At 44.1% G+C, this 17,034-nt stretch carries 16 protein-coding genes and 1 pseudogene; 13 read left to right on the top strand and 4 right to left on the bottom strand.

Translation table 11 applies throughout. The features are described 5' to 3' along the window. The first annotated feature begins 40 nt into the window (after window positions 1-40). Window positions 41-556 carry an NB-ARC domain-containing protein gene (locus tag FIS9605_RS0130415; protein ID WP_082209886.1) on the top strand — a complete coding sequence of 172 codons (516 nt, stop codon included), beginning with the start codon at window positions 41-43 and terminating at the stop codon, window positions 554-556. Here the strand turns inward: FIS9605_RS0130415 and FIS9605_RS38720 are convergent. After that, window positions 519-1,917 (bottom strand): annotated as a pseudogene (locus FIS9605_RS38720) (IS110 family transposase). The gene FIS9605_RS0130415 and the pseudogene FIS9605_RS38720 sit on opposite strands and share 38 nt — an antisense overlap. A gap of 228 nt (window positions 1,918-2,145) precedes the next feature. Next, a complete protein-coding gene (locus FIS9605_RS44470; RefSeq protein ID WP_051470195.1) occupies window positions 2,146-2,463 on the bottom strand; it encodes a hypothetical protein in 318 nt (105 codons plus the stop codon). An 82-nt stretch (window positions 2,464-2,545) separates the two neighbouring features. Between FIS9605_RS44470 and FIS9605_RS41375 the strand changes: the two genes are divergently transcribed. The 12 genes from FIS9605_RS41375 to FIS9605_RS38710 all read left to right on the top strand — a co-directional run bounded on the left by FIS9605_RS41375 (window position 2,546) and on the right by FIS9605_RS38710 (window position 16,078). After that, window positions 2,546-2,857: a transposase gene (locus FIS9605_RS41375; protein WP_082209885.1), complete on the top strand. Its 312-nt coding sequence runs from the start codon at window positions 2,546-2,548 to the stop codon at window positions 2,855-2,857. A gap of 77 nt (window positions 2,858-2,934) precedes the next feature. Beyond that, on the top strand, window positions 2,935-4,362 hold the full coding sequence (locus tag FIS9605_RS0130390) for an IS701 family transposase (protein ID WP_197036176.1): 1,428 nt from the start codon (window positions 2,935-2,937) through the stop codon (window positions 4,360-4,362). Window positions 4,363-4,455: 93 nt separating this feature from the next. Beyond that, window positions 4,456-5,076 (top strand): TetR/AcrR family transcriptional regulator, encoded by a 621-nt coding sequence (locus tag FIS9605_RS0130385; RefSeq protein ID WP_026735930.1) that lies wholly within the window; start codon window positions 4,456-4,458, stop codon window positions 5,074-5,076. A gap of 106 nt (window positions 5,077-5,182) precedes the next feature. Continuing rightward, the gene (locus FIS9605_RS0130380) at window positions 5,183-6,481 is read left to right on the top strand and encodes an HlyD family secretion protein (protein ID WP_026735929.1); all 1,299 of its coding nucleotides are present in this window, start codon (window positions 5,183-5,185) and stop codon (window positions 6,479-6,481) included. Further along, entirely contained in the window at window positions 6,478-8,457 is a 1,980-nt protein-coding gene (locus tag FIS9605_RS0130375) for an ATP-binding cassette domain-containing protein (protein ID WP_026735928.1), read from the top strand. Before FIS9605_RS0130380 ends, FIS9605_RS0130375 begins: the two co-directional genes overlap by 4 nt. Before the next feature lie 233 nt (window positions 8,458-8,690). Next, a complete protein-coding gene (locus tag FIS9605_RS0130365; RefSeq protein WP_026735926.1) occupies window positions 8,691-8,987 on the top strand; it encodes a 2Fe-2S iron-sulfur cluster-binding protein in 297 nt (98 codons plus the stop codon). A gap of 312 nt (window positions 8,988-9,299) precedes the next feature. Beyond that, the gene (locus FIS9605_RS0130355) at window positions 9,300-10,421 is read left to right on the top strand and encodes an ABC transporter permease (protein ID WP_026735925.1); all 1,122 of its coding nucleotides are present in this window, start codon (window positions 9,300-9,302) and stop codon (window positions 10,419-10,421) included. A 126-nt stretch (window positions 10,422-10,547) separates the two neighbouring features. Then, window positions 10,548-11,702, top strand: a complete 1,155-nt coding sequence (locus tag FIS9605_RS0130350) for an ABC transporter permease (RefSeq protein WP_026735924.1) — start codon at window positions 10,548-10,550, stop codon at window positions 11,700-11,702. Between the two features lie 324 nt (window positions 11,703-12,026). Then, window positions 12,027-12,419 (top strand): hypothetical protein, encoded by a 393-nt coding sequence (locus FIS9605_RS0130340; protein ID WP_026735923.1) that lies wholly within the window; start codon window positions 12,027-12,029, stop codon window positions 12,417-12,419. A gap of 67 nt (window positions 12,420-12,486) precedes the next feature. Continuing rightward, complete coding sequence (gene cas3 / locus FIS9605_RS0130335; protein ID WP_197036175.1) at window positions 12,487-14,913, top strand: type I-D CRISPR-associated helicase Cas3'; 2,427 nt, start codon at window positions 12,487-12,489, stop codon at window positions 14,911-14,913. Then, window positions 14,903-15,565 carry a DNA methyltransferase gene (locus tag FIS9605_RS0130330; protein ID WP_155960587.1) on the top strand — a complete coding sequence of 221 codons (663 nt, stop codon included), beginning with the start codon at window positions 14,903-14,905 and terminating at the stop codon, window positions 15,563-15,565. Before cas3 ends, FIS9605_RS0130330 begins: the two co-directional genes overlap by 11 nt. Before the next feature lie 66 nt (window positions 15,566-15,631). Further along, the gene (locus FIS9605_RS38710) at window positions 15,632-16,078 is read left to right on the top strand and encodes a CRISPR-associated endonuclease Cas1 (RefSeq protein ID WP_035140464.1); all 447 of its coding nucleotides are present in this window, start codon (window positions 15,632-15,634) and stop codon (window positions 16,076-16,078) included. 244 nt (window positions 16,079-16,322) lie between these two features. Here FIS9605_RS38710 and FIS9605_RS0130320 read toward each other — a convergent pair whose 3' ends face one another. Together FIS9605_RS0130320 and FIS9605_RS0130315 are read right to left on the bottom strand one after the other, a co-directional pair. Next, window positions 16,323-16,706, bottom strand: coding sequence for a hypothetical protein (locus FIS9605_RS0130320; protein ID WP_026735920.1), 384 nt, complete (start codon window positions 16,704-16,706; stop codon window positions 16,323-16,325). Window positions 16,707-16,732: 26 nt separating this feature from the next. Further along, a complete protein-coding gene (locus tag FIS9605_RS0130315; RefSeq protein WP_026735919.1) occupies window positions 16,733-16,978 on the bottom strand; it encodes a hypothetical protein in 246 nt (81 codons plus the stop codon). Window positions 16,979-17,034 lie beyond the last annotated feature (56 nt).

Genomic DNA, 17,034 nt, shown 5'->3' with positions numbered 1-17,034 from the left:
TCTCTCTTTTCTTAACTTTTTGTCGTAATCAATACCAAGTATGCAATCATCCGCATCTTTAAAGAATGCAATAGCAGCTTTTATGTCCCGTCTCTCACTCAACATGGATGTCTTGAAGAATTACATCCAGGATAAGTACTATCGATTGGTAGCAATTTTAGGTTTGGGAGGCATAGGTAAAACAACCTTAGCCAAGAAACTAGCACAACAGCTTAAAGACCAATTTCAGTATGTTATTTGGTATAGCCTTTGTAATTGTCCTCCAATCACAGATACATTGGCAGACTTAATTAAATCTATTTCTAGCCAACAGCGAGAGGAATTGTCAGATAATGTCGATGAAAAAATAGAGCATTTGATCAAATATCTGCAAGATTCGCGCTGTCTGTTAATTTTAGACAATTTTGAGTCAGTTCTTCAAAGTAGTTCAATCCCGGAGCAGTATCTACGAGGTTATCAGGGGTATAGCGAATTAATCAAAAGAGTCGGCGAGTCATCTCATCAAAGTTGCTTAACTCTCAAGAAACACATTGCGTTGAGTCAAAAATGGGGGTGAGTTCTAAACCAAAAGCCAAAGCTTTTTTCTTAAGGTGATTAACTACCTGCTCTCGATACCGTTGCTCATAAGCATCAATGCCAGGGTCAATGAAAGTATCACCATTCGTCCAAAGGTGATAAAAAATACGCGCTAATTTATGAGCAGCAGCAGTAATAGCTTTGGGAGCGCCCAGACGAGCTTGCATCCGACGGTAATAAGCACCTAAAGCAGAGTTACTACGGCTGCATAGTTTGAGCCGCCATACGGAAAGCATTGGCTGCTCGATTGACAACAGTACGAGTTTGAGAACTTTTGAGCTTACCGCCAGTCAGTTTTTGACCAGGACATAAACCTAACCAAGAGGTGAAATGCTTAACTGTAGGAAAACGTTCTGGGTTTAATCCGACCTCAGATAAAATGGTCTGAACAGTTAAAGCATCAAGGCCATCAATCAGTGTAAAATCTACTCCTGTCATCCGATAAAGATACTTATGCAAATCAAAATTGGGATGATTTGCAGTTGGTTTTTTTCTGCGTTTTCTCCCCGTTGGCGGCGGTTCATCTAAAGTCTTAGGTTCAAAAGATACTAAACATTTTTCGATTTCAGCGTCAACAGCAGCAATCTGTTGTTGATAAATTTCATACAAAATCAATTCTTGCTGGAGGACAAATAAATGTTCACGACGGTAATCACCAGTTAATGCCTTAGCAATATCTGCTGTGCTGCTTTTAATGCGTGGGTCTTTGAGAGATGCTAAAATTTCTGGGTCTTGTTCGCCAGCAACGATTGCTTTTATAATTTTTATCCCGGTCAAACCAGTTACATCACTGATGACTTTGTGGAGATGTAAATTCATCTGTATGAGTGCTTTTTGCATTCTTTGTACATGAGTACTAGCACTCTTGATTAAGCTGTCTCGCTGACGGATATAACTACGTAGCACACAAATTTGGTCTTCCGGAGCCACTGCGTTGGGCGGCTATGCCGACTTGAAGCATGTGGCGTGGCGAAAAGAACCAGACAGTAGTCCATAAGTATGTAACTTTTGTAACCACTGGCAATCTAACACATCTGTTTTGCGCCCAGGTACTGTTTTAACGTGATGGGCATTGACTAATTTGACCTCAAAACCTTTGGCCTCTAAAATTTGAAACACTCCAATCCAATAAACTCCTGTGGCTTCCATGGCCACGGTATCTATGCGGCATTCCTTTAACCAATCTGCCATTGCAATTAAATCAGGGGTAAAGCACCCAAATCGACGAACATTTTTGTCAGTTCTATCTGCGGGCACACAAACCCAATGTTCTCCACTACCAAGGTCTATTCCTGCTGCATTGTGGTTAATTTCATCTAAAGTGGATGATACTTTTTCCACCGATACAGGCTGGTTATGATCTTGATTTGGTAGTAATTTCATGGCTGAAACTCGGATATAGTTATTATGGATATGTCCTGACCTGGGGATGTATTCATAGATAATCTTTCAAACGGGATAGGAAATTTTTCCTTCACCAATGTCATCGCCATAAAGCCCCTGTCCCCATGCTCCGCGCTCAGGCTCAACACACTATTGTGGGTTCGGTTTTAACTGTCAGGATAATTATCAATGTACTCGTTGATTACTCTCTACAAAATAGTTTCTTTTATTCATAGCGGGTGGCAGTGCCGCCAGTGGGGCTGCTCCTAAAAAACAGCCATTAGCTGCCGTAGTGGGGACAAAGACTCGCTTTTTGTGGAGCCAGGTATGCTTTTCATCCCCGACCAGGTGTTGAGGGAGTTTCGCGGGGTCTTTGATCGTTGTGCCAACGATGGAGGCTCGACCCAAAGACAAGTAAATGCGATACCAATACATGGGATTACGGCCGAAAAAGTAAGCTATTGTCTCAAATGAGACACCAAATTGACTCTTTGCCGTTATCATAATTATGAAACAATGAACATGATTTGGAAGGATCAGTTTCAAAAAGTGGAAAAAGGGGATATTGTAAGTCAAGTAAAATTTATTGCAGACATCTTCGGGATTGTTGCATAAATCAAACCGAATAAGAGGGATTTTATTACCTCAAATATTTTTGCAACACAACCGGAAAATTCGTCTTTATCTGCGGCGAAGAGGCATTCGGCTTACCATTTCCCGTAAATCAAATCAACGGCGATGGGGTAAGTTTGACAAATCGGTTTACCACCAAACAAACCCAGTTGAGCGATGTTTCAACCGCTTAAAGCAGTTCCACCGAATTGCTACACGTTATGAGAAAAATGTTCAAAACTACCATGCAATGCTGACTCTAGCTTCTCCCCTTCTATGGCTATAGTTTTAAAACACGCCCTAGTACTACAACGAGACTTACATGAGCTAGTATTTCTCTAGATGAAGCTAGGGAAGTCTACTGTGCAACTGTTAGAAACAGCACCGGAAGTAAATCTCACAACGAAAGACATCAAAAAATTAGCCGTTCAATTGCAAGAGTATGTTGCAATCTACTATCCGTTTTTTCGACGTTTTGAACAGCGACATTGGGCAGAGCAATACTTGCAGGGATTATTACTGGACATTCCACGCAAATCGATTGAACCAATTATGCTGCAATTGTATGGCGCTCCTGCCAATGCCGTGCGAGCCATGCAGCAATTTTTGGGAGAAGGTAAATGGGAGGACACTGCGATTCGTAAACAGCATTGGCATGAGGTAAATATTACCTTGGGAGAAGCTGATGGTGTTTTTATCTTCGATGGTTCTGATTTTCCCAAGCAGGGGCAAAATTCAGTGGGAGTGAAACGACAGTATTGTGGAGAATTGGGAAAACGGGCGAACTGTCAAGCTGGAGTATTTTTAGGTTATGCCAGTCGTTTGGGGTACACTTTGCTCGATAGTCGATTGTATATGCCTATTGAATGGCTAGAAGACGAAGCCTACGCCACGAGACGCAAGCGGTGTGGGGTGCCACAGGACTTGAAATTTGCCACAAAACTTGACTTAGCCCGTGAAATGCTGCGAACAATTGTGAATTCCGGTCAGATTCAAGGGCAGTGGGTGAGGTGTGATGAAGACTATGGCAAAGACCCTGCTTTCCTCGATGCCATTGATGAGTTGAATTTGTATTACTTAGCCGATGTTCTGCCGCAAACTCAAGTTTGGTTGGAGCGCCCCCTTGTGGAAGTTCCAGAATATGGAGGACGTGGACAGCCACCCAAACGCAAAAAACTGGCACAGGCAGATCCCAAAGCCCAAACAATTCAGGAAATCGTTGAGCAACTACAACCATTCCATTGGAGTACTCATATCATTAAAGAAGGGGCAAACGGACCAATGATGGCTACTTTTGCAGCATTACGAGTCATCAATCGTCGTAACAAACTACCGGATTGTGAAGTCTGGTTATTGGTGCGGCGCCACGTAGAAACTGGAGTTTTGAAACTATACCTCTCTAATGCACCTGCAGATACTGCAATTGAAATCCTAGTTCGCATCAGTGGAATGCGTTGGCCAATTGAAACTTGCTTTGAACAAGGTAAGCAATTGTTGGGGATGGGCGATTATGAGGTGCGTTCCTGGCGGGGGTGGCATCATCATATGACCTTGGTGATGCTAGCTCATCATTTTCTGGTACGTATGCAATGCCGTCTTAAAAAAACTCTATTGTTAACTCTGCCTCAAACTCAAGTTCTGCTCTGCTGGGTACTTACACTTCCACCTTTGAGTGTTGAGCAGTTACTAGCTCTGTTGGAGTATCGACAACAGCGCAATTGGGCCGCTTATCGCTCCCACCGAAAACGACGATTACAAAAGCTCAAAGACCCGTCTCAAGTCTCGTTGTAGTACTAGAACACCACCCATTTTTTCAACGAGTTTTTGCAACACAACCTTTACTTGTGCTAAATTGTTAATTGATTAGTCAATCAATTATTAATTATGCCTCGACGCGACGAGCAAGACTTTGAGGGTCGGCGACAGCAAATCATTGATGGTGCTTTGCAGGTCTTTGCCAGTAAAGGGTTTGAGGGAGCAACCAACAAGGATATTGCTGCGGCTGCGGGAATTGGCTCACCTGGTCTGATTTACCACTATTTTAAGGATAAAAGCGATTTATTTAAGCAAGTGGTCGAACAACGCTTACCAGTGTTGCAATTGCTCTTCCACAGCCAAGAGGAATTGATGAGCAAGCCTCCGCAGGATGCACTGACTATTTTTGGTAAAGCCTTTCTGGAAGTCTCAGAGAACCCTACATTGCTCCCCACGATCAAACTGCTCTTGGGGGAAGCATTCCGACAACCCCAAGTAGCCGAGATGTTTAATACTATTGGGCCTAGTCGTTCAATAGCCTTCTTAACTCACTACCTGACAAAGCAAATGTCAGAGGGAGTACTCAAGCCTGTGAACCCAGAAGCAGCAGCACGCTGTTTTGTTGGTTCACTTGTTGCTTATATTCTCACACGTGAAGTTTTTCTACAACCAGATGCTCAAAAAATTAGTCCAGATATTATGGTAGCAACTGCTGTCGAGGTTTTTTTGCGAGGTCTAGAGCTTTCTTGAGCAAACGCCTATATCCAAGCTGAAAGGTAATATTTTTTTGCTGAAATATTGATTGATTAATCAATCAGCTATCAGGTTTTATAAGGTGTATCAACGCGGAGTTGTCATGACACAAACGCAAAGCGAACTTTCCAGCAGTGCGGTGCAACAGGAAAAGCAGCCTTCCACCCCGCTGCCCCAACCGCAAAAGCCTCGACAACGCATTCCTAAGCCAGTGTTTATTCTGGGAGTGATTGTGCTTTTAGCAGGGGTAGGATACGGAATCAACCGGATATTTTTTTATCAGCCTGAACCGAAAGGATTATTCTTAAGCGGGCGCATAGAAGGTTATGAAACCGATGTATCCGCCAAGATTGGTGGGCAAATTGCTCAAGTCACGGTCAGGGAAGGAGATATTGTTAAGCCTGGTCAGATTTTAGTACGGATAGATGATGCCGACTTGCAGGCTCAACTGCGAGGAGCCAAAGCGCGAGTTAGTGCGGCCCAAGAACGGTTGGTACGCGCTCGTCAACAGTTGCCTATTCTACAGGCTCAGCTAGAACAAGCCAATCTTACCACACAGCAAGCAAAGCAAAAGAGCCAGGGTCGAGTTACAGAGGCAAAAAACGCACTCGCAGCTGCCCGTGCCGAGTTAGTTGAAGCTCAAGCAGATCTCAAGCTAGCTCAAATCGAACAACAGCGGAGCACAGACTTATATGCTCAAGGGGTAATCGCAATGCAGCAACGAGATCGGGATGATGCTAAAGCAGAAACTGCTGCTGCTCGCGTGGCTGCGGCCCGGCAACTCGTACAATCGGCACAGGGAAGACTGACTCAAGCCCAAGCGACTCTTCGCAATACACCCATTCGTGCGGCAGCAGCGTTACAAATTCAGAAACAAATTGCCCAAGCCAAAACTGATGTTGGGGTAGCACAGCAAGAAGTCCGTAATGCTCAAGCAGCACAAGCAGAGATTCAGGCAAAATTGAATTACCTGGTGGTTAAGAGTCCGATGAATGGGGACGTGATTACGCGCTCTGTAGAACCGGGCGAGGTCTTGGCAGCCGGTACGCCACTGTTGACATTGCTAGATCTGAATAGTCTGTACCTACGCGGCTTCATTCCAGAAGGTCAAATTGGTCAAGTCAAATTAGGTCGGCCAGCACAGGTGTATCTCGATTCGTTCCCCAACCAACCGCTAGAAGCAACGGTGACGCGGGTAGATCCTAAAGCTAGCTTTACGCCAGAAAACATTTATTTCCAAAAAGACCGAGTCACCCAAGTGTTTGGGGTGGAACTGAAGCTGAAAAACCCCCAAGGTCTGGCTAAGCCAGGAATGCCTGCTGACGGCAGGATTCTTGTCTCTCAGAAGAAACCAAAACCCGCAGCTAAGTCGTCATCTATACTAGGGGTGTTTGGCTTATGACAGCAACTGCTTTGGCGTTCGCATCCCAAAAGCATACTCATGCCCCAATCATCTCAATCCGCGATCTCCGACACCGCTACGGCAAGCAAATCTATGAAGCAGTAGCAGGTATCAACTTGGATATTTATCCTGGTGAGATTTTTGGTTTAATCGGTCCTGACGGAGCGGGAAAAACCACCACATTTCAAATTCTCTCAGGAGTGATGCCACAAACAAGCGGTATCGTAGAAGTACTCAACTCCAACCCCAGAAATGTGCGCCTGAAAATGGGCTACCTTACCCAACGCTTCAGCCTCTATGAGGACATGAGCATTTGGGAAAATCTACGCTATGCTGCAGGTTTGGGCGAAGTAAGTGAAGCAGCATTTAAAACCCGTAGCGAACATTGCCTACAAATGCTCGGCTTGGCACAATTCAAAGAACGTCTAGCCGGGAAACTTTCCGGGGGAATGAAGCAGAAACTAGCCTTGTGCTGTGCGTTTATTCATCAACCGCAAATTTTGCTGTTGGATGAACCGACTACAGGAGTAGATCCAGTATCACGCCGCGAATTTTGGGATATTTTAGCTGAACTTGCCGTAACAGAAGGGATGACAACAGTAGTCGCCACTCCCTACTTGGATGAAGCCGAACGCTGTTCCCGCATAGCTTTGATGTATGAGGGGAAAATCCAACAGTGTGACACACCCGCCAAGGTGAAGGCGAGTTTGGGTGTGCAACGGTTAGAAGTTTACCTACCTGTTACCCAGCTAGACAAAGCCGAGGAAATTTTGAAGAATAACCCCGATGTACAGGATTTAGTGGAAGATGTGCAGCGCTTTGGCGATCGCTTAGATGTACTCACAGATCAACCCAAAGAAAGTAGTAATAGAATTCGCCGCATTTTAGAACAGCAACAAATTCAACTAGAAAAATTTGCCACCGATATCCCAACTTTAGAGAATACTTTTGTTGCCCGATTGCGAGAGCTTAAATGCGAAAATTCGGCAACTAATTACCCACGAATTTACCGCCCAGAACAAACTTCAGGAACAGCAATTGGTGCTGAAAATTTAACTAAAGTTTTTGGCAATTTTCACGCAGTTAAAAGTATCAATTTAGACATTAAATACGGTGAAGTTTTTGGTTTGTTAGGGGCGAACGGTGCTGGAAAAACAACCACCATTAAAATGCTGTGTGGATTGTTAACAGCTAGTTCCGGACAAGTAATGCTAGCAGGAGAAACAGGTCAATTGCGTAGCACCAAAGTTCGACAAAAAATCGGTTATATGTCGCAAAAATTTACTCTCTACGATGACCTGACGATAGGACAAAACCTAGAATTTTACTGCGGTGTTTATGGCATACCCTATCGCGATCGCCGCGCTAAGAAAAATTGGGTACTGCAAATGAGTGGCTTAGTAGGTCAAGAAGATAGACTGACTGGAGACTTACCGGGGGGTTGGAAGCAACGGGTAGCTTTTGGTGCAGCAGTGATGCACGAACCCAAAGTAGTGTTTCTTGACGAGCCGACATCTGGTGTAGACCCCTTGGCAAGAAGACAATTTTGGCGCTGGATTAACGAGTTTGCTCGTGAAGGTATGGCAATATTGGTAACTACTCATTACTTAGAAGAAGCCGAACAGTGCCACCGCTTGGGGTTCATGGTAGCAGGAGAATTGGTAGCTCAGGGAACCCCGCGCCAAGTCAAGGAAGAACAGCCAGGGCAGTTAGTGGAATGGGAATGTGACCTCTTGCAAAAAGCTTCGAATTTGCTCAAAGAGAAGTTAGAACGCCGACGGGTATCAATTTTTGGTTCACGCCTGCACACTGTTTTAGACGAACCGCTTACTCAAATACCCCAAGTAGAAAATTGGTTGAAAAAAGCGGGAATAAAAGTGCAAAGTTATCGAGAGATTGAATTTTCTCTGGAGGATGTATTTATCAACGTTGTAGAGCAAGCGCGACAACGCGGTTTAGATGTACCAGTTGATTAGAAAGGGAGTAGGGGGTAGGGAGTGGGAGAGAGGGTTGACAAGTGTAGGTTTTTACAAAAATGCCCGAAAAGCGATAAGTAAAGACAAGGAAGATAAGGAGGACAAGGGAGAAAAAGCTAATTCATTACGTTCAAATGAGACTTTTGGCTCACTCTTTCTCTTTTATGACTACACCTGTGAGCAGATGTGACCACAGCTAAGCAACAGGTGATCGATCAAACGAGGAATAGCAAATGGGTACTATAAAATTTGTGAAAGAAAATCAGGAAGTAGTGACAGCTCCCGGAGCTAATTTGAGGCTAAAAGCCCTAGAAAATCACATCGATCTCTATAAGCTAAGGGGAAAACTAATGAACTGTGGGGGTCTTGGTCAGTGTGGCACCTGTATTGTAGAAATTGTCGAGGGGATGGAAAATCTTTCACACCGGACGGAAGTAGAAAACTACATGCTGAAGAAAAAACCTGAAACATACCGTTTGGCATGTCAGACCTTGGTCAATGGATCTGTTGGTGTAAAAACAAAACCTTAGCATTAGCAAAAACTTACAGACAACAGGTAAGTAATTTTCCAGGCGGAGTAGGTTAAGTGGCTGTGAACTGTAACTCCTGCCTCCGACAGCCAAGATTTCACTTGCGGAATCTCAGTGACAGGATTGTACAAAATGGTATGCAGAGGAGAACCAAAAATCAACATCTGCCAGCAGTCAAACCTTTCCTTCAGTCAATCTGAAGTCTTTTGACTAGGAAATTGAGTACTGTTTAGAAAATGTGTTCATTAGCATAGTAGATCAGGCGCGGCAGCGGAGCCTGCACGTGCCTGTTGATTAGGAGGATGGCTTGTTATGATGGTTCGATCAAAACTTATCATTGCCCAGGCCCTTAAAGAACTCATACAACTTGGACGCGATCGCCTGACTTTAACACTGGCTTTGGGTATGCCGATGGTACTGCTATTGCTATTTGGCTTTGCCGTATCACTAGAAGTGGATAGCATTAACTTTGCTATCCAAGACCTTGACCGTACTCCTACTAGCCGTGAATACATCGCCACATTTGAGCGGACTACCCAGTTCAAAATTATTGCTGAAGAACCAGCAGTGAATGTGCCTCGACTACTGGATCAAAGCAAGATTTCAGCAGGGTTAATTATCCCCCCAGAGTTTTCCCGTGATCTGCAACGGCGAGGACGGGAAGCTTCTGTGCAAATTTTAGTAGATGGTACTGATGCTAACACTGCTAATTTGGTACGGGGTTATGCCGAGGCAACTACAAATGCCTTTGTGGAGAATCTGCGCTCAACTGGTTCTCCAATTGCTGTAAGCGCTCAGTCTCGCTTTTGGTATAATCCTGGATTAGAAACTTTGAAGTATATAGCTCCAGGCGCAATGGCGATCGCTCTGACACTGTTTCCCCCATTACTAGCAGGTCTAGCCACAGCTAAAGAGCAGGAACAGGGTACCATTGTGCAGGTTTATGCCTCCAGCCTCTCTGGTAGCGAATATCTACTCGGTAAAGCAGCAGCTTATTGGTTAGTAGGCATGGCAGAGGTATTCTTGGTGAACCTGGAAGCCTGGGCTTTTTTTGGTCTTCGGTTTGCTGGCAACCCTACACCCCTAATGCTTGGTACAGTCTTCTATATCGCTTGTGGTGTATTCTGGGGCATATTTATCGGCAGCAATGTGAAGTCGCAGAGTGCAGTTATCCAGATTGTCACTTTCACTGCCTTCCTGTTGTCACTACTGATGTCCGGTTTTATCTATCCTGTAGCTAATATCCCTACCCCACCACGTTTCGTTTCAAACTTGATCCCCGCTCGGTTCTACATTCTGCTTACTCGTGATGCCTTTGCCCGAGGTGTAGGTTGGTCTGTAGTATGGTTTCCGATATTAGCTTTGGCATTGCTAGCAAGTTTCTTTTTCTTTCTGGGTTGGCGCAAACTGCAGCGTATGCAATTGGAAGCATGATTTGAGCAGGGGAAGAATTATTCACATAATTCACATAGATGGTCTGTACCTGGAATGAAATTTGACTTACCCATACCCAAAACCCATACTCTACATCTAATTTTCTAGGCAAATTCAACGAAAAAAATGCTGGCACACTTACTAAACAATATTCTGGGCAACCGCTTTTGGGCTTTATTTGGCAAAGAAGTCGCGCAGCTTCTTCGTAACCGCGAGCTGTTGAGAATTATTCTAGTACCACCTACTGTCCTAATAGTTTTGTACGGCTTAGCTCTTAATCCGGAGTTTGAGAACCTGAAAGTTGGCATCACTGATTATAGTCATAGTAGTGCCTCGCGCGAATTCATTGAAGTGTTTGACCACACTGATGTTTTTGTAGTTAGTCAGTACTACACTTCCGAACAAGCGATGATTGACGATTTGGCAAACGGTAGACTTACAGTTGGCATTACCATTCCTCCAGAATTTACTGATGACATTGCTCGGAAGCGCACTGTCCAAATACAGATACTCTACGATGCAGTGGATGCCAACACAGCCAATATTGCCTCTAATTACATCAACCAACTAATTAGTGACTACAACTTGCGTCAACTTAGTAACCGCCTCGCTCCAGACAGCATCGCTTTACAGCAAAATCAAGTTCAGATTCAAATTTCTGTATTCTACAATCCAGGACTAGAAAGTTCTTGGTTCATTGTGCCAGGGATGTTTGGGGTGGTACTTACGGTCATTGGTTCCCAGGTCGCCTCATCTTTAGTAGTGCGGGAAAAAACCGCAGGTACTATTGAGCAGCTGATGATGACTCCTGCCTCTAATACAGAGGTGATCCTTGCTAAAGTCTGCCCACTCATAATTCTATTGACCTTCGATTCCTTAATTGCTCTGCTTGTGGGTAGGCTAGTATTTGGTCTGCCGATCAGAGGTAGTTTACTGGTGTTCCTTTCCATTGGAGTACTCTACTTCTGGGTAGGTATAAGTATTGGCATATTACTAGCCTGCTATGCCAAAAGTGAGCAGCAAGCACAGTTAACTGCTTTTTTTACTAACCCACCTTTAGTTCTGCTATCGGGAGCCCTCAGCCCAATTTCTAGTATGCCTAGTTTCATGCAATGGCTAAGCTACCTAAATCCTATGCGCTACTTTGTAGAAGTTTGTCGCGGGGTATTGCTTAAGGGAATAGGTTTCGAGACGCTATGGCCCCAAGTGCTGGTGCTGCTGATTTTCGCTACAGTCCTGATGACCTTGAGTATTCGCCAGTTCCGACGGCAATTAAGTTAGCAAGATTGCCATAAATGGCAGGATAGTCAATCAAAGTTATCAAATTAGTGTCGAAAAAACGTTTTTAGCCACTTCTAATGTGATTGAATCACTTTTTGGTAAATATAAGCAATTCTCCGCACGCTACCCGCTCAAACAGATGGGTCAGATGTTGCTGACTATTTCTTTATCTACTATGAACCTAACAACAACTGTTATTAAAAATGCCCTTGAAACAGTCAGGTTTTCGGATGTTGAAACTTGGTTAACTAAATTCTTCGGTCAATCTATGCTTTCGAAAAGAAAAATCTTCTTTTCTGAGTTGGTTGACGACACATAAACTGCATGAGTAATTTTGGGCTAATTTCTCACAAAGTCAACAATAGTCAAAAACTCAAAATCAGGGATGAACATCGTGAGAAATTCGAGTATTTCGTCTATAAATTGCGTCTCTATGCGGGTTTACGTCCTGCCGCCACTGAGTATGAGTTTGGTATGGGTTGCTCTAATAGCGAAGAGGATAGAGAAAAGACTAAAGCAGAGCTTACCAAAATGCTTGAATCCTGGGGTTTTATTGTCACCTCCGACACTTTTAAAGTTGGCTCATGCTATGTCGATGTCGATTCACAGTTGATGAAAGCCAAAATTAACTTGCAGCAGCTAACTGAAAACAGTGAAGCTGAAAAGTATTGGCAAAGTCTCACGCCTGAACAAAAAACCTCATTGGCTGACATCTGAACTACTGTATCCTTAACTTTACCTTCGATTAAGGAACTAAATTCAAAAATTTACTCACCGTTATACCGTGCAAGCAGTTAGCGGGAGCATTATGTACGGTAGTGGCTTGATCATGCTAATTCACGTTCTTCCTTTATACTCCCGCCTAGCCGACAGCGAGGCGACGGCGGGGGATTCTTATCACCAACAAGCGACCTGGGATGCGATCGCTGACCCAAGTGTTGATGCTGTTATCAATATTGCTGTCACGGGCGATGGTAAAAGTTATGCTGCATTTGGGGCATACCCCAATGGTGGTGTGATTGCTCTTTACCCAACTAATGAATTGGTGCGGGATCAGCACAGACAGCTACAAAGCTACCCCAACCAAAAACTCCGCATTCAAAGAGTGACAGGATGGGACTTGGAGATATGGGCCAGGGCAGCGAAGGATAGTAAAGCGCAAACACTTTTGAACTTGAGTGATGCTGATATTCTCCTCACCAATCCTGACCTGTTTTACTACTTGCACCAGGGAAACTACATTAAGGAGTTTCTCAAGGACGGTGGTAAAGACAGGCTAGACTTGTGGCAGCAAATCGACCAAAGATTCCAAGCAATTATCTTTGATGAATTCCACCTGTACCAACCATCTCAGGTTTCAGGGGTACTGAATACCATCCTGTTAATGCGCTCTGTTGGTATTAAGCACAAATATATCTTCCTCTCCGCCACCCCCAACAGACATTTAATTAAGTGCCTAGAACTCGCTGGACTCAACTACCGACTAATCAATCCAGCCACCACCGTGGGTTATTCCTCTGAGGCTCAAACTGGCTACCGTCAAATTTCGCAGCCGATTCAACTTTATCTTGCCCAAGGTGACAGTAATGGTAGTGGCGTGGTGCGGGGGGAGCAGTGGATTTATGAAAATATAAATTCGATTGTGAACTTTTTTACTCAGTATCCTGGTTCTTGCGGCGCTATCATCCTCAACTCTATCCCAGCCGTGAAGCGAGTACGCAGATATCTGAGTACCCAGATGCGCGAACTAGGCTTAACTGTAAGCGAAAACACAGGCTTTACAGATAAAGACCAAGTAGAGGATGCGATCGCGGCAGATATTGTCGTTGGTACATCCACAATTGACGTTGGAGTTGATTTTAGGATTAATTTCTTAATCTTTGAAGGTCACGACGCAAATACCTTTGTTCAAAGGTTTGGACGACTAGGGCGTCATCCCGGTTTTTCAGTTTACCGGGGATACGCTCTAGTACCTAAGTACTTCATTGCCAGGATGGGTGAAGCTTTAGCCGGAGATTTCTGGGTGGAACACGTAAATTGTGACCGCCTCACTCTCAACCGCATAGTACGAGAACAACACACCGAGGTCAACACCTTTGGGCAATACTACAAACGCTGGAGTCCAGTGCAGGCACTCGTAATTGGGCAACAATTACGTCACCCAGATTTGAATGGGCGATATCTAGAAGCTTTTAACGAATACAAGAGCAAATGTGAACAACTCTACGGGGCAAACTTAAGGGCAGTGTATGACCAGTGCAGACAATGGAGTGAAGAAGCAGCCCAATTCAGACTCAGTAATTTAATTGTGGCTGAAGCCCGTTCCTTTCGCGGGACAAGCAGCTTACAAACGGCGGTGTTAGATTTTACAGGAGGTAAAGAAACCCCGACCATTAAAACTTATAACCTCCCTAGTCTCTTGGGTAGTTTCAGATGGCGACCGCTGACCAAGGAAGAATTTATTGAAAAGTCCGGAAGGCAGAAAATTAAACTGCCTTCATTTGTGGACTATTGCAGTCTGTACTTTGAAGTGTGGGAAATCAACGAAAAATATGAACCTTGGTCATTTATTTTAGATGGCGATCGCATTGAACGCAGTGCCGGGAAAATTACTGTCAGGTGGGGGTTGCAAATCAATACGTACAACTATGAGTTAAGTAAACTCAACCGCCAGCTGTCTCGGATTGGCATAGTTGTCTTTATCGCCAATGAAGATCCAGACACGCTACGACGGCGGCTGCGGCTACCTCTGCATTTTCCCTTATACGGACTCAAAGAAAATCTACACGACCGCTACTACTATTACAGTGTCGCTTTTGATCAAGCAGCTTTAATGCTGGATGCCTACCTGGGGCAAGGTGAAGTTATCAAGCGGGACATGATTGCCCACCATTCTAAACAAGTATTTGAATCAGAAATTGCTGAAGATGATGCTTTTATGGCAGCGATCGCACAAGCTGAGGAGGAAGATTTAGCTTGGGCGTTGGTTGTGGATATTGTTTTAGATGAATTCCCCAAATACCCAGAGGAACTAGCCGCACAGCATTATGGTGAAGCTATTAAAACTGGTGGTGTGATTGCTTATTTGCGTCACAACTATAGCAATTATGAGCAAGTTTTAAATTCCAGACCCGTGAAGTCGCAAGCAGCGTATGAGCGAGTTAAGGAACGGTTTGATCGGGCAATTCGGAGGCAATTGAATGAAAAGTGAAAAGAGGCTCAGATGGGGAAAGCCGATGAACACTGAACTCAGATGGAAAATTGGACGGCACTACTTAGCTTGTACCGACTCCACAAAAATTGAAGATTTTTATCCTGCTCATGGCTGTGATCTTACTTTCACAGACCCTCCATTTGACATGGATGCTTGTCAACAATTTGAGACTTTAATTAAAACAGGCGTAATCTACATAGTTGCTGGCTGTGGTAATAATTACATTCGTCTTTGCAACTATCCTCATCTCCAATTCTACTATGAGGTAGTTTGTCTTCGCTCTAAGCCTCAATCCCTTTCTAGTTGGCACGGGCCAAATATTTTGCATTGGAACAATGCTTTTTTAACTCATGGAGGCGTAGACCATTGTTTTGATAAAGATTTAGTTGGGGGCTATTTCCCTTCCATCCTTGGCCCCTACAAAAACCCAATTATTGGTAACTACGGTAAACCCATTGGCTATGCCTTGGATATTCTTAAAGCCTGCCATGCCCAAACCGTTGCTGAACCATTTGCTGGAACTGGGACAACAATGGCAGCCTGTGAGCAACTAGGTAAAACTTGTTATGCAGTAGAAATTCAACCTGAACGCTGCCAGCTAATTATTAACCGCATGAAAAAAATGGGTTTATCAGTAGAGGAATTTTGACTCTATGTTAACTATTGATTCCTTTTTATCAATTTTATCAATTGAAAAATATTTCACAAACTAGATATGGAATTCAGATCAAATTATAAAATCCCTAAACCTCCCAAACTTTTAGAGCATGAACCGCTACTGCCGACACTCTACCTTGAAAGCGACACAACTATAAATTTAGCCGAAGATCCAAGCTACCTTTATCTTGAAAATCCCGAACATTCCTACAGCCAAAGTATCTTTCCGCTCAATGCTGCTAGGGCGATTCTGGCATTCGAGCCAGTTGAAATTAAGCCAAGAGCGCTCAGTGCTTTATTGCGATCGCAGATCCCGTTGATTTTATTTTCGCAGTCGGGAGAGTACTTGGGCAGAATCGAGCCAACCTATACTACAAGACCCGACCTCATAAAAGCTCAGGCTTTGATGCAGGATTTGATGCAGATGTTGGTTTGGAGCGTATTGCGTCGCTGCCGTCGATGTCTTCTACTTTACCAGCGTCATCAGCGTTATCACATTCGGTAAGCAAGCCTTGCTGGCACTTGTAGCACTCGTAGAAAATCTGCCTGATTGGTTTGTTGCAGTCAACAATCCTTATATGCTGAGTTGGTTGTAGTGGCAACTCTTGTTGTTGTGATTCTTGCCTTTTCTGGAGTTTTGGTTTTTCAATCATTTTGGTTCGCTGTTTTGGGCTTTTGAAATATGATAAACGGCGATCGCTTCAGAACAAGTAGAGCAACCGGATATGCCAAAAGAGCGATCGCACCTGTCAAAGCTTGGGGGATTGCGACCGAAGGAATTCAGCAATGCCCCAAATGCTGCTGGTTTTGTGGATGGTCAAATCCCATTTTTCGGCATCGACCACTTGGTATCTGTCATTCTCAGCCCTAAGCAATCGGTAGCCACATAATCGCAGAATCCGGTTTAAATCTTCAAAAAAGCGGTTTTCGGTTTTGTGTTGCTCGAAATCAGCACAAGCTAAATCCACAAGCAATCTTATGGCTCTTATGCCTACATCAGAAGCTTGGGGGCTTAGGGGAAAGTTCGCTAGTTCATCAATGAAAGTGTCAAGTGCTAGGGCGATGCGCTCCTTAGTTTCTGCTCGTTTCGCCACACGCCAGTTGGTGAGAATGCGATTTTTGATAGCTTCCAAGTCCTGTTGCCCGACAGTTGGGGCTGTCAGGCTGGCAACTTTCCCTCAAGTTCTGCGATGCGATTGATTAATGGTATGAGGCGCGATTCTATACGCTGGTCTATATCAATCTCAGATACATTCACCTCAGCATTTAATCTGTTTCCAGACAAATACCATTGGATAAAGGCCTTGATTGTCTCGGAAGCGTTAGAATTATCTGCTTTTGTAGCTTGCTTAAATGCGTTCCACTGTTGGTCTTCAATTTTGAAAGTGGCTAGTGTTTGAGGCATATCTATACCTAATCTGTACCTTCGATAAACGTGTTCTAAAAAAAGGCGGAGCCTTT

Source organism: Fischerella sp. PCC 9605, from assembly GCF_000517105.1.
Taxonomy (GTDB): Bacteria; Cyanobacteriota; Cyanobacteriia; order Cyanobacteriales; family Nostocaceae; genus PCC9605.
The sequence above is the reverse complement of the archived record's forward strand: the minus strand, read 5'-3'. Positions and strand labels throughout refer to the sequence as shown.